Consider the following 13,985-nt stretch of genomic DNA (forward strand, 5'->3'; position numbering starts at 1 on the left):
TAATACAAAGTGCATTTTAAAAGAGTTCATGAGTAAAAAAAATCAACTTACTACTAGTTTTTGTTTTTAAGTTTTTATTTTAAGACTTTAATAACATTATAAAATATATATCTAAAAAAAATAATATTAAGTACTTACGTTGGTCTTAATATTTTTCTGTAGGTATTTTTTCAGATGTTGTCTTTAAAAAATTATGGAAAAGAGATGTTCAAAAGTCAAAAATTAGTATCTAATATCTATATTAGGGTAAAAGATATTCCCTTTTATAGTTTAAAGCTTTCGTTATTCTAATCAAACAATAAAATAAAGCCTAATGACAAGTTTAAAAAATTAGAAACGCCTCTTTTCCATTAAAAAAGTATTGAAATTCTTATTTAAAAGAAAAATTTACAATCATTATCATTTAAGTGATAAAAACAAACTTTATTGGTTTCTTTTATAATAAGTCAGACCAAATGGATTTCTATCAACAGTAATATCTTGTTCGTGTACTAATTTATTTTGAATTACTTTGTACACAGATACTGTAGTATTGTTTGCTCCAGAATGAGTTGTAAAAATTTTATTCCCATCTTTATTTAAAACTAAATTATGAGGCACAGGTTTGCTGGTTGAAAGAGGAGTATGATTTTGAGTTAAATCATTAGTTTTAATAGAATATATTTCTCCACCTGTAATATTAGTAACAAAAATATTTTCTAAGTTAGGACTAGGATATAGACCATGAGCACCAGAATATAACTTTTGAGAAATAATTTGTAATTTTTCTCCATCTATATTATATACTTCACCAGATTGACATGGTACAATTAACCTATTATCATTTGATAAGTGAAATAAATGAGGATCCTTTCCTACGTTTACTTCTTTTAGCTTTTCATAGTTATTAGTAGAATACATATATACTTTGTCAGGCAATCCTTGATCAGAATTTAAAACAGATACATAAGCCTTCGTTCCGTCTTTTGTTAGAAAAACATCATGAGGTTTCATGTCTACATTTATAGTTTTAATAACGGAATTAGTATTTAGGTCAATAACAGAAATGGTATTATCTATATCATTATTAACCCAAAGTTGTTTGTCTAGTCCATCAGCCCACATATGAAACACCCCATTTCCTACGTTTATTGAACTTTCTAATTTTTGTGTACTAGGATTGATAATATGAACCTGTTTGTTTTTTCGATCCCCAACATATAGTTTATCTTTTGAAGGAACAAAAACAAGATACATAGGTTCTGAGTTTGTAATTTTTAATGTACTGTTAATGGCATTTGTATTAGCATCAAAAAAGCTTACTGAAGAAGATCCTCTATTTGCAACGGCAACAGTTTCTTCGTACAAAAGGTGAGTAGTATCATCATTATTTTTATCGCATGATAAAATAAAAAAGCTAGTAAAAAAAGCTTTGAGTGCTAGAATTAAAAAATTGTTTTTCATAGGTAGATTAATTTAATTTTTTAAGAAGCTCTTCTTCGGTTATAAAACCTAAATTTTCCCAAAGTAATTTTCCTTTTTTATAGTAATGTAAGGTAGGAAGACCTTCAACGTTTAATTTTTGAGCTAATTCAGGATTTTTGTCAGTATCTATTTTAATAAGCTTTATTTTTTTCTCTTTAGAAACTTTTTCTAAAATAGGAGCTAATTTTTTGCAAGGACCGCACCATTTAGCATTAAAATCAACTATGATGATAGAATCTTGAGAAACCAATTGATTGTATTTTTCAATCGTTAATTTTTCTAATTTTATTTTTTCTTGCTTATTTGTTTTTAAATTTTTGGAAGTTTGTCCAAAAAAAGAAATACTAATTAATAGTATAGCAATTGTGATAGGGAGTCTCATGTTGTTATAAATTTTTTAATACGGTTAATAATAATTTATCAGAAATACGATGTTTATAGTCGGGAGCTATATATTCAAAAACAACTTTATTATCTTCATTAATTACGAACAAAGAAGATACAGGTAAGAAATTTTTGTTAACATTATTAGAACCTTTACTAATGATAGGTTTATAAGTTAAAGGAGCTTCGTATGTAATTCCCATGGCAGTTAGTAACTCCCCTTTGCTATCAGAATACAGAGTGTATTTTAATTTATCCTTTTCAGAAGTTTTTACTAGGGAACTAGGAGAATCAGGGCTGACAGCAATTATTTGATAGCCTAATTTGATGATATCATTTTCTACAGATGCTATATTGCTTAAATGAACATTGCAATAAGGACACCACCCACCGCGGTATACAATTAATACCGTTTTCTTTTTGTTAGTAATAGAATGAGTAGAAACAAAACTGCTATCTATTTTTTGAATTTGCGTATTAGGTAGCGTTTCTCCTATCAGTATAGGGCTAATTTCAGAAGAAGAAGGTGCTAGATGTTTTTGCCCCAAAATTGTTAAAGGCAAAAAAAGTAAATAAAAAAATACATTTTTCATAATTCTCTTTTATTTTATTGTTATAGTGTAAAATTAAGAGGACTAGAAAATGTATTTTGTAAGGTAGTTTACAAAAGCCTTAAAATTATTCCAAAAGATGGATATTTGGAATAATTATTTCTTTTCGAGTATATTGAATAATTCCCTGCTCTTCTAGTTCTATTAGTAATTTGGTAGCCGTGGGTCTGGAAGTACAAATAATTTGCGCAATATCTGTTTGAGTTAAATAATTTTCTAAAGTCACACTATTTCTTTCATTTTTACCTTCTCTTTCACACCAATCTAATAAAAATGCTTTAAGACGTGTTTTAGCATCTTTTGACATAAGATTTGAATAGTTGTTTTTAATTCGTTTTAGCTTAAGACCTACAAATTTCATATAGTTCAATGCTAAATCAGGATGTTTAAGCATTAAGTTTTCAAAATCAGATAATAAAAAACTACATATTGAAACTTCTTCTGTAAGTGCTATAGCCAGTTCATTAGAGGTTTTGTCGGGTTCTAAAGTTAACTCACCAAAAAGATCTCCTTTCTGAATTATATCTTTTAAGGTTTCATTGCCTTCTTGATCTATAGCTACAATTTTTATTCTCCCTTTTTTTAATAAAAAAACACGAGGCATTTCAGAATCAGAAAAATAAATGATTTCACCTTTTTTTGCTTTTTTAAAACCAACAATAATGCACAACTGTTTGAGTTGCGACATACTTAAGGTTTTAAAAAGTTTATGATCCCTTAGATACCAATATTTTAATTCTTCATACATAAATGTTAGATTGAATGCTAAAAGTAATAAATTGGATTAATAAAGGGAAGGACTTAACAAAATTTTGTGTTTATACTTATCTGAATTAAACCCAGATTATGTGTTAACTTTTGTGATGAATATTAAAAGGACAAAGAGTATAAAATATACGGAAATTATTTCTAGCAGATATAGTTTTGCTACATTGAGGGTAAAAAAGGAATTACTTTTTTTGATTCAAAGGCCTTTTGTCTGTAATAAATTTCTAATGCGTCATCTAAGGGTAAATAAGGTTGTAGTGTTTCAAATGAAGAGGAAATTCATTTCTTAAAAAGTTTATTTCCCAAAGGTATGTAGATAGTAGTTTTATATTCAAAATACTTGATATTAATAATTTTTATTGGTAGTAAGAAAAGTAAATTCAGTAAGCTACAATTTATAACGTATTATGAAATATAGAAAAGTTTAAGAAAAAAGAAGAGTATTGAAGTTCTTTTACTAAATAATTACAGAGAGGGGTTAAAAAAATCCCCAACAGATTTAAAGTCTGTCAGGAATTAGAATTATTTTAAGAGACCTGCACAAGCAATCCTGCCTCCAGCATTACCTGTTGGTTGAGTCGTAAAATCATCTACACCTTTATGTACGATTAAACCTTTTCCTATTATATCTCTTGTTGGATCATCACAACCAATGCACCATTCATTAGTTGAAAATGTAACTACAGCATTGCCTTTCTCATCCGCGATAAAGTTTCCAATATCACCTCTGTGATATTCAGTTTGTCCCCATTTACCGTGTTTTTTAAAAGTAGGATTCCAGTGACCTCCTGTTGAAGTTCCGTCAGGAGCAGAACAATCTGCTTTCTCATGTAAATGAATAGCGTGTTCTCCAGGAGCTAATCCGCTTATATTAGCTACCATTGTTATGATGCCATTTTTCTCTGAAAAGGTAGCCGTTCCGCTTACTTGGCTATCACTTTTTGAACTAAGTGCGACTTTAATTTCATTTTTGATGACATGTGAGCTTTGACAGTTAGCATATAATGCCAAAATAAAAAAGCTAGATACGATTTTTTTCTTCATTATTTTAAAAATGTTTTAGATTAAAATTTAAAAGTATTTTTTAATCCTTTTTTTGATAGATATTCTATTTAGATATATAGAAGTAGACTATATTGCAAATTTAAAATATAGAATCAATGATTTGATCATTTGCAATAGTTAAAATTTATATAAATATAAGTTAAAGAAAAAATGAATGTGATTTTTCGCCTTCAAATGAATCTTTTTTTATTGAATAAGAGCTTAAATCTAGTTGAGATTGTATAGCATTTACTCCTCCTCTGATCTATTTAGGATGATTGTTTTTATGTTTAGTAATTTTATTTGTATTTCTTCTTTAAAAAATTATATTCTAAAAAGAGAAGAAACTCCTTTTTTAATTGTGCTTTTTTTTCAGATTTTGTAAATCAATAAAAAGCGGGGATCTTTCTTGTTTTTCAAAACCTATTTATAAATAGGAGTCTAGTCTAGAATTTAGATTTAATCCAGATTATGCGTTAGCCTTTGTGATGAAAATAAAAAGGAGAAAGAAGATAAAAATGTACGGGAATTTTTTCTCGTAGATGTAGTTTTGCTACATTGAGGAAAAAAGGATTATTTTTTTAGATTCAAAGTCTTTTTGATCTGTGAACAATTTCTAATGCTTAATACGGGGTAATAAAAAGAATATTTTTAATTTTTTTGCCTATTTTATTTATAAAAAAGGCCACTATATTTATTAAATAGTGACCTTTTTAACCAAACTAATTAAAATTTAAAGGCTTAATAACAATATCCATTTTCTGCAATCATTTTAGCAGTAATTGTCTCGCGTAAAGCTACTACATTTGGCATATTGGTATATTTTGTAAAACGACGTAATCCCATTAACATCATGCGTTGTTCATCGCCATCAGCAAAAGAAACAATGCCCTCTTTTCCTTTTTGAGAAACGATATCTACCGCTTGGTATAAGTACAATTGCGCCATAGCAATTTGTTCTTTTACATTTTCAGCTCCTTTAGCTTTCGCTAATTTTTCTGTACGTAAAATTCCTGATTCTGCCATGTAAATCTCGATTAACATATCAGAAGCACACATTAATAATTGTTGGTGTTTTTCTAAATCTGGACCAAATTTTTGTACAGCAGATCCTGCCACCATTAAGAACGCTTTTTTCAATTTACCGATTAATTCTTTTTCTTCTGCAAATAATTCCGTGTAATCAGGAGTATTGAAATCAGGAATACCCATTAATTCTTCAGCCACTTTCATAGCAGGACCTAATAAATCCACTTGACCTTTCATGGCTTTTTTCACTAACATACCTACTGATAACATACGGTTAATTTCGTTCGTTCCTTCATAGATACGAGCAATACGAGCATCTCTCCAAGCCGATTCCATTGGGGTTTCTTCAGAGAATCCCATACCTCCAAAAATTTGAATACCTTCGTCCGTACAGCTTTGAACGTCTTCTGAAACCGCTACTTTAAGGATAGAACATTCGATAGCAAATTCTTCCACTCCTTTTAATTCCGCTTCTTGGTGGGTGTTACCCGCTGCTTCACGTAATTCAATTCTTGTTTCGATATCTTTAGCGGCACGGTACGATGCTGCTTCATCCACATAAGCGTTAGTTGCCATGTTAGCTAATTTAGCTTGAATAGCGCCAAAGTTTGCAATTGGGGTTTTAAATTGGATACGTTCATTAGCATATTTTACGGCTTCTGTAATCGTACGACGTTGAGCATCTAAACAAGCAGCTGCCAATTTGATACGACCTACGTTCAACGCATTCATTGCAATTTTAAAACCTTCACCGCGTCCTGCTAACATATTTTCTACAGGAACAATTGTATCGTTGAAGAATACTTGACGTGTAGAAGACGAACGAATACCTAATTTGTGTTCTTCTTCTCCTAAAGTAATTCCATTAGGATTTGCTGGGTCATACTCTACGATGAAACCCGTGATGTTTTTGTCATCTTCAATACGAGCAAAAACAATCATTACGTTACAGAAACCAGCGTTAGAAATCCACATTTTCTGACCGTTGATTTTGTATGATTTACCATCTGCCGATAATTCTGCTTTTGTTTTACCAGAATTAGCGTCAGAACCTGCTCCAGGTTCTGTTAAACAGTAAGCACCAAACCATTCACCCGATGCTAATTTTGGAACATATTTTAATCTTTGTTCTTCTGTACCGTATAAAGTGATTGGCATAGTACCAATACCTGTGTGCGCTCCGAAAGCTGTAGAGAAAGAACCAGTAGCGCCAGAAATATAGTCACAAGTTAACATGGTAGATACGAAGCCCATACCTAAACCACCGTAAGCTTCAGGAACCGCTACGCCTAAGAAACCAAGTTCACCCGCTTTACGCATACATTCTTCTGTGTAAGCGTAGTCTTTTTTCTCAAAACGCGGTTTTTGAGCCCATAATTCTTTGTCTACGAATTCTTTGATAGAATCACGCATCATGATTTGTTCTTCTGAGAAATCCTCAGGAGTAAATATATTTTCGCATTTCGTTTCTTTTACTAAAAACTGTCCGCCTCTTGTAATATCTTCCATTTGTTATTATTTTAAATGTTGAATTATAAATTTTAAATTAGTTTATACTTTCCTGAGAAGTTTTTACAATTTTGGTTATTATGTTTATGATATGCTCAATTTCAGTTAAATAATTTTCAATATTAATTTTGGTTATTTCTGATTTATCTAAAAGTCTCAACCAGTATTTAGTCTCTCTGGCTTCTTTTGAAGCGATTGACATTTTACTTATAAAGTCTTTTTTAGATTGAGCAGCTATAGCTTCTTCAACATTTGCACCTATACTTGTAGCACTTCGCATTAACTGTTTTGAAATAATGAACTCGTTTTCTTTTTTAAGTTGAATTGTTAGATTGATAATAGATAGTGCAAATTCAAATGTTTTGATAGCAATTATATTATCGTTCTTCATAATTCATTTAAAATTTAAAATTTAAAATCCATCATTTATAATAGCTCAAAAATCCCCGCCGTACCTTGTCCAGTACCCACACACATGGTTACCATACCGTATTTGTTACCACGACGCTTCATTTCGTCAAATAATTGAACTGAAAGTTTAGCTCCTGTACAACCTAGTGGGTGACCTAAAGCGATGGCACCTCCATTTACGTTGATGATTTCTGGATTTAAGTCTAACTCGCGGATAACAGCTAAGGATTGTGCAGCAAAAGCTTCATTTAACTCGAATAATTCGATATCAGAAATTTTTAAACCGGCTTGTTGTACCGCTTTTGGAATTGCTTTTACAGGACCGATACCCATAATTCTTGGTTCAACACCCGAAGAAGCGAAGTTTATCAAACGTGCAATAGGTTCTAAATTTAATTCTTTCACCATTTCTTCGCTCATAATCAGTACGAAAGCGGCACCGTCACTCATTTGTGATGAGTTACCCGCAGTTACTGAACCATCTGCAGCAAATACAGGCTTTAATCCTGAAAGTGCTTCAACAGAAGTACCCGCACGTGGTCCTTCGTCTTTAGTAACTACATACGATTTTGTTTCTTTTTTACCAGCTTCGTTGATGAATGTTTGTTCTACGGTGATAGGCGCGATTTGAGCATCAAATTTACCTTCTGCTTGTGCTTTCAATGCTTTTATATGCGACTGATAAGCAAATTCATCTTGGTCTGCACGTGAAATATTAAATTGTTTTGCTACAGCTTCAGCAGTTAATCCCATACCCCAGTAGTAATCTTCGTTACCGGCTGCTGCTACTTTATAATCAGGAGTTGGTTTATAACCTCCCATTGGAATATAACTCATGCTCTCGGCACCACCAGCAATGATACAATGTGCCATACCTGCTTGGATTTTTGCAGTAGCCATACCAATGGTTTCTAAACCAGAAGCACAGTAACGGTTTACAGTTACTCCAGGAACGTCAGTTACTTTTAATCCCATTAAAGAGATTAAACGCCCCATGTTTAGTCCTTGTTCCGCCTCAGGCATCGCATTACCCACCATTACATCGTCAATTCTTGACTTGTCGAAGTTGGGTAATTCAGCCATCATGTGTTCGATGGTTTCAGCGGCCAATTCATCTGGACGTTTAAAACGGAACAGTCCTTTCGGTGCTTTACCTACTGCTGTTCTATATCCTTTTACTATATATGCTGTTTTACTCATTATTTTGAATTTTGAATTATAAATTTTAAATTATTTGTTGTTTTTCAAATTATTTATGTTTCATTTAAAATTCAACATTTATAATTTAAAATATTAATTACGAAGCGGTTTCCCTTTAGTTAACATAAACTGGATACGCTCCAATGTTTTTCTTTCGGTACAAAGCGATAAGAAAGCTTCTCTTTCTAAATCTAACAAGTATTGCTCCGTTACTAAAGTTGGTTCTGATAAATCACCCCCCGCCATTACGTAAGCTAATTTGTTTGCTATTTTTTGGTCGTGTTCCGAAATGTATTGTCCCGCAACCATTTGGTCTGTACCCACAAGGAACATACCTAAAGCTTGTTTTCCTAATACTTTAATGTCTTTACGACGTACCGGTTGTGTGTATCCTGCTTCAGCCATTAACAAGGCATGTTTTTTGGCTTCGGCAATTTGACGGTCTTTGTTTACCACCACAACATCTTTACCTTTTTGTAAAATACCTAAGTCGTAAGCTTCATAAGCAGAAGTTGCCACTTTTGCCATACCTACAGTTAAGAAATATTCTTGTAAAACGTTTAATTCCACATCATTTTTACGGAAGGTATCCGCTGCGCGTAATGCCATTTCTTTAGAACCACCGCCGCCAGGGATTACACCTACACCAAATTCAACTAAACCGATGTATGTTTCAGCAGCAGCAACAATTTTATCCGCATGCATAGAAAGTTCACAACCACCACCTAAAGTCATTCCGTGTGGTGCAGCAATCACTGGAATAGAAGAGTAACGCGCGCGCATCATCGTGTCTTGGAACATTTTGATGGCCATATTTAACTCGTCGTATTCTTGCTCTACCGCCATCATGAAAATCATTCCGATATTGGCTCCAACAGAAAAATTAGCGCCTTGATTTCCAATTACTAATCCGTTGTATTCTTTTTCAGCTAAATCAATAGCTTTGTTGATTCCTTGTAAAACACCACCACCAATAGAGTTCATTTTAGAGTGGAACTCTAAGTTTAGGATACCATCACCAATATTATGAACGGTACAATCAGCATTACCCCAAACTTTTTTAGATTCTCTAATGTTGTTTAAGATGATAAAGGCGTCTTGACCAGGAACTTTAACTTGCGATTTTGATGCCGTATTGTAATATTGAGTAGCTCCTTCTTTTACACTATAAAAAGAAGTGTTTCCAGACGCAACCATGTCAGTTACCCAAGAAGCAGGCGTATAGCCTTCTGCTTGCATCATTTCGATACCTTTTTGAACGCCTATTGCGTCCCAAATTTCGAATGGTCCATTTTCCCAACCGAAACCTGCTTTCATAGCATCGTCAATTTTATAGAAGTCGTCTGTAATTTCAGGAACACGGTTAGAAACATAAGCAAACATCGCTGAGAAGTTTTTACGGTAAAAATCACCTGCTTTGTCTTTTCCTTTAACTAATACTTTGAATCTATCGATAGGTTTTTCGATCGTTTTGGTCATTTCTAAAGTGGCAAATGACGCTTTTTTGTTGGCACGGTATTCTAATGTATCTAAATCTAAAGAAAGGATATCTTTACCTTCTTTTTTGTAGAACCCTTGTTTTGTTTTGCTACCTAACCATTTGTTTTCCATCATTTTGTTGATGAATTCAGGTAGTTTGAACAATTCGTGAGCTTCGTCGTTAGGACAGTTTTCGTAAATACCATTAGCTACGTGTACTAATGTATCTAAACCTACTACGTCTACCGTGCGGAAAGTAGCCGATTTTGGACGACCAATTACAGGACCTGTTAATTTATCTACTTCTTCAATAGTAAGCCCTAATTCTTTCACTTGGTGGAATAAACTCATGATTCCGAAAATACCAATACGGTTTCCAATGAAAGCAGGGGTGTCTTTAGCAACTACCGAAGTTTTTCCTAAGAATTGTTCGCCATAATTATTCAAGAAATCCAAAACATCCGAAGAAGTTTGTGGACCAGGAATAATTTCGAATAATTTCAAATAACGAGCTGGATTAAAGAAGTGTGTACCGCAGAAATGTTTTTGGAAATCTTCGCTACGACCCTCGCTCATAAAATGAATAGGAATACCTGAAGTATTTGAAGTTATTAATGTTCCAGGTTTTCTGTGTGTGTCAATTTGTTCGAAAACAGATTTTTTAATATCTAATCTTTCAACGACTACTTCTATAATCCAATCTGCTTCTTTTATTTTTGCAATATCATCGGTTAAATTTCCTGTTGAAATACGATCAGCAAATTTTGTGTGATAAATTGGTGAAGGTTTAGATTTTAACGCGTTTGTTAAACTATCATTTACAATTCGGTTTCTAACTACTTTGTTTTCTAGCGTTAAACCTTTTTTTTGTTCTGCTTCTGTAAGTTCACGGGGTACAATGTCAAGGAGTAAAACTTCGACTCCAATATTTGCAAAATGGCAGGCAATCCCTGAACCCATAATCCCTGAACCAACTACAGCAACTTTTTTAATTGTTCTCTTCATTTTGTAATTACTCTGGTTGATTGAATATTTTTTTATCTTGTATTAATTCATTTATTTTTTCTGTGACCTCTATGAAGTGCATTAATTTTTCTTCATTGATATGTTGTTTGATGACTTCATTAAATCTAAGAACAGTTTGTTTAGATAGTTCTCGTTTTAATTTTCCTTCTTTAGTAAGATAAATCAAAACGCCTCTTCCATCTTTAGGATTTGGTTTTCTTTCAATTAATCCTTTTTCTTCCAATGATTTCAAGGTTCTAGTTAAACTAGTGGCTTCCATTCCCATACGGGTACTTACACTGGTAGAAGGAGTACCTTCTTCTTTGTCTATGCTCAAAAGGGCAAAACCAATTGCCATAGAACCCTCATATTTAGATCCTTCTTCATTATACATTCTAGAAACGGCTTGCCAAGTTGTTCTAAGTAAATAATCTATTGTTTTATCTTTCATTTAGATTCTAAAATCCAAATATACGAAAAAAATAATATGCACGCATATTATTTTTTCTTTTTCCTATCGTTTTTTGTGATTTTTAATGATAAAAAGGAATAAATTTGTTTGAAGAAATAAGTTTCAATTTATAGTAGTTTAAAATAGAATTGTAGATTATGAATAAAAATTTAACTGTTAAGATAAAAGTAGAAAATCAATACGTATCGCTTTTTTTAGAAATGGCTAAAATAATGATAGAAAACACCAGAAGAGAAAAAGGCAACGTTTCATATACTTTATATAACGAGTACAATGATCAATCTAGCTTTATTTTTATTGAAGAGTTTGTAGATTCTGAAGCTTTTGAAATTCATGTAAATACAGATTATTACAAAGAATTTATAAGAAAGTTAACTCCTATTTTAAAAGAAGATCCTATTGTGAAGTGGTATTCTTGATATGGGTACTTTATGGTTAATAAAATAATCATTGTAAAGCCTTTTACTTGTTTGTTTATCCAGATTATATAATTGTTATATCAGAGGGCAGGTTTTAATTTTTTATTAAAACGTTTTCATAAGAGTTGACCAGAACAGAGTTACACATTTTATATTATTAATATGAGTTTTATTTTTTGTTTACGAAATAAAACCAATACTTTTGAGTTTTGTTTTTAAAGTAGAAAGATGAAAATACATAGGTTATTTGTTGTTTTGTGTTTAAGCTCATTTAGTGTTTTTTCCCAGATTAAGAAGGAATTGGAAAATCAGAGTAATACTAAGGGAGAGCGTATGGGTTTTTGGAAAGGATATTATGAGCAATCGAATAGGATTCGTTACGAAGGCAATTTTAAAAATGGAGTAGAGGTTGGAGTGTTTAAATATTATGCTGATACTGATAAAAAAATTTTAAAAGCTACGCGGGAATTTGATGGTAAAGGGGGGGCTCATACTATTTTTTTTGATGAAAATGGATTAAAAGTAAGTGAAGGTAAGGTTGTAAATAAATTGCGTCAAGGGGTATGGAAATATTATCATAAAGGATTAAAAGCAATTATGTGTACCGAGAACTATGTAGATGATAGGGTGGAAGGAATTAAAAAAGTCTTTTTTACAGACGGTATGTTGGCTGAGGAAGTAATGTATAAAAATGGAGTTAAAGATGGAGTTTCTAAAATATATTCTAAAGCAGGGACTCTAAAGGAAGAAGCCGTTTTTGTACAAGGTTTTATGCATGGTGATTATAAGGTTTTTGAAGATAATGGCGTGATTTTAATTCAAGGGCAATACAAAGAAGGAAAGAAAAAAGGACTTTGGAAATATTTTGATGCCAATAAAAATTTAATAAAAGAAATAAATACGGATACTATTAACGGTTATAAGAAGCCTTCACTGGTTAAAAAGAAATAATTATCTTTGTGGGCTAAAATAGGAATAAATGAAAAGAGTTGTTGTAGGTTTATCAGGAGGAGTAGATTCAAGTGTAGCCGCTTATTTATTAAAAGAGCAAGGGTATGATGTGATAGGCTTATTTATGAAAAACTGGCATGATGACTCAGTAACTATTTCAAACGAATGCCCTTGGTTAGAAGATAGTAATGATGCCTTGTTGGTTGCACAAAAATTAGGAATTCCTTTTCAAACAGTAGATTTAAGTGAGCAATACAAAGAAAAAATTGTAGATTATATGTTTGCTGAATATGAAAAAGGGCGTACCCCTAATCCTGATGTTTTGTGTAATCGAGAAATTAAATTTGATGTTTTTCTTAAAATAGCAATGTCTTTAGGTGCTGATTATGTGGCAACAGGACATTACTGCCGTAAATCAGAAATTCAAGTAGAAGGACAAACCATTTACCAATTATTGGCGGGTGTAGATAATAACAAAGATCAGTCCTATTTTCTATGTCAATTATCCCAAGAACAATTATCAAAAGCATTATTTCCTATTGGGGAATTAACAAAGCCTCAAGTACGTGAAATAGCAGCTAAAATGGAACTAATTACAGCTGAGAAAAAAGATTCACAAGGATTATGTTTCATAGGAAAAGTTCGTTTACCTGAATTTTTACAACAACAATTACAGCCTAAAGAAGGTCTTATATACGAAATAGATGCTACAAATAAGATATATAGTACGCCTAAACCTGAATTTAGTACAGAAGAAGAAAAATTAAAGTTTGAAGCGTCCAATATCCAATATACACCACAAATGGGTAAGCTTGTAGGCAAACACCAAGGAGCTCATTATTATACTATTGGTCAGCGAAAAGGACTTAATATTGGAGGAACTAAAGAACCTTTATTTATAATAGCAACAGATATACATAGCAACTCCATCTATACAGGTCAAGGGAATACACATCCAGGTTTATTCAAAAAAGCATTATTTGTTGCTAAAGAAGAAATTCATTGGATTCGAACCGATTTAACTCTAAAAACAGGTCAGAAGATGCAAATAAAAGCGCGTATTCGTTATCGACAAGAATTAAAAAATGCCACGTTGCACCAGTTTGATTCAGGAATGTATGTAGAATTTGAAGAGCCTATGTCAGCTATAACGCAAGGACAATTTGTATCTTGGCACATAGGGGAAGAACTTATAGGTTCTGGGGTAATAGCTTAAGTTCTTTAAGCCTTTTTTGTGTA

13 protein-coding genes are annotated in these 13,985 nt (G+C 32.1%); 3 read left to right on the forward strand and 10 right to left on the reverse strand.

What is annotated here, in order from left to right; translation table 11 throughout:
• Window positions 1–423: 423 nt before the first annotated feature.
• From HUE53_RS11675 to HUE53_RS11720, 10 genes are all read right to left on the reverse strand, one after another.
• Window positions 424–1,443, reverse strand: coding sequence for a YncE family protein (locus tag HUE53_RS11675; protein WP_014165265.1), 1,020 nt, complete (start codon window positions 1,441–1,443; stop codon window positions 424–426).
• Between the two features lie 7 nt (window positions 1,444–1,450).
• On the reverse strand, window positions 1,451–1,846 hold the full coding sequence (locus HUE53_RS11680) for a thioredoxin family protein (RefSeq protein ID WP_077225179.1): 396 nt from the start codon (window positions 1,844–1,846) through the stop codon (window positions 1,451–1,453).
• Window positions 1,847–1,850: 4 nt separating this feature from the next.
• On the reverse strand, window positions 1,851–2,441 hold the full coding sequence (locus HUE53_RS11685) for a peroxiredoxin-like family protein (RefSeq protein WP_065213516.1): 591 nt from the start codon (window positions 2,439–2,441) through the stop codon (window positions 1,851–1,853).
• 85 nt (window positions 2,442–2,526) lie between these two features.
• On the reverse strand, window positions 2,527–3,147 hold the full coding sequence (locus HUE53_RS11690; RefSeq protein ID WP_225556146.1) for a Crp/Fnr family transcriptional regulator: 621 nt from the start codon (window positions 3,145–3,147) through the stop codon (window positions 2,527–2,529).
• Between the two features lie 602 nt (window positions 3,148–3,749).
• Window positions 3,750–4,271 carry a superoxide dismutase family protein gene (locus tag HUE53_RS11695; protein ID WP_077225181.1) on the reverse strand — a complete coding sequence of 174 codons (522 nt, stop codon included), beginning with the start codon at window positions 4,269–4,271 and terminating at the stop codon, window positions 3,750–3,752.
• A 741-nt stretch (window positions 4,272–5,012) separates the two neighbouring features.
• Entirely contained in the window at window positions 5,013–6,809 is a 1,797-nt protein-coding gene (locus HUE53_RS11700; RefSeq protein ID WP_065213517.1) for an acyl-CoA dehydrogenase family protein, read from the reverse strand.
• Window positions 6,810–6,846: 37 nt separating this feature from the next.
• Complete coding sequence (locus tag HUE53_RS11705) at window positions 6,847–7,200, reverse strand: four helix bundle protein (RefSeq protein WP_014165271.1); 354 nt, start codon at window positions 7,198–7,200, stop codon at window positions 6,847–6,849.
• Between the two features lie 35 nt (window positions 7,201–7,235).
• On the reverse strand, window positions 7,236–8,420 hold the full coding sequence (locus tag HUE53_RS11710; RefSeq protein ID WP_192188515.1) for an acetyl-CoA C-acyltransferase: 1,185 nt from the start codon (window positions 8,418–8,420) through the stop codon (window positions 7,236–7,238).
• A 93-nt stretch (window positions 8,421–8,513) separates the two neighbouring features.
• A complete protein-coding gene (locus tag HUE53_RS11715; RefSeq protein WP_014165273.1) occupies window positions 8,514–10,904 on the reverse strand; it encodes a 3-hydroxyacyl-CoA dehydrogenase/enoyl-CoA hydratase family protein in 2,391 nt (796 codons plus the stop codon).
• Between the two features lie 7 nt (window positions 10,905–10,911).
• Entirely contained in the window at window positions 10,912–11,355 is a 444-nt protein-coding gene (locus HUE53_RS11720; protein WP_014165274.1) for a MarR family winged helix-turn-helix transcriptional regulator, read from the reverse strand.
• A 158-nt stretch (window positions 11,356–11,513) separates the two neighbouring features.
• On the opposite strand from HUE53_RS11720, the gene HUE53_RS11725 reads away from it, so the two are divergent.
• From HUE53_RS11725 to mnmA, 3 genes are all read left to right on the forward strand, one after another.
• Window positions 11,514–11,795 (forward strand): putative quinol monooxygenase, encoded by a 282-nt coding sequence (locus HUE53_RS11725; RefSeq protein ID WP_014165275.1) that lies wholly within the window; start codon window positions 11,514–11,516, stop codon window positions 11,793–11,795.
• A 228-nt stretch (window positions 11,796–12,023) separates the two neighbouring features.
• Window positions 12,024–12,746, forward strand: a complete 723-nt coding sequence (locus HUE53_RS11730; RefSeq protein WP_192188516.1) for a toxin-antitoxin system YwqK family antitoxin — start codon at window positions 12,024–12,026, stop codon at window positions 12,744–12,746.
• Between the two features lie 28 nt (window positions 12,747–12,774).
• Window positions 12,775–13,962: a tRNA 2-thiouridine(34) synthase MnmA gene (gene mnmA, locus HUE53_RS11735; protein ID WP_065213519.1), complete on the forward strand. Its 1,188-nt coding sequence runs from the start codon at window positions 12,775–12,777 to the stop codon at window positions 13,960–13,962.
• Window positions 13,963–13,985 lie beyond the last annotated feature (23 nt).

This window comes from Flavobacterium columnare (genome assembly GCF_014844295.1).
Lineage (GTDB): Bacteria > Bacteroidota > Bacteroidia > Flavobacteriales > Flavobacteriaceae > Flavobacterium > Flavobacterium columnare.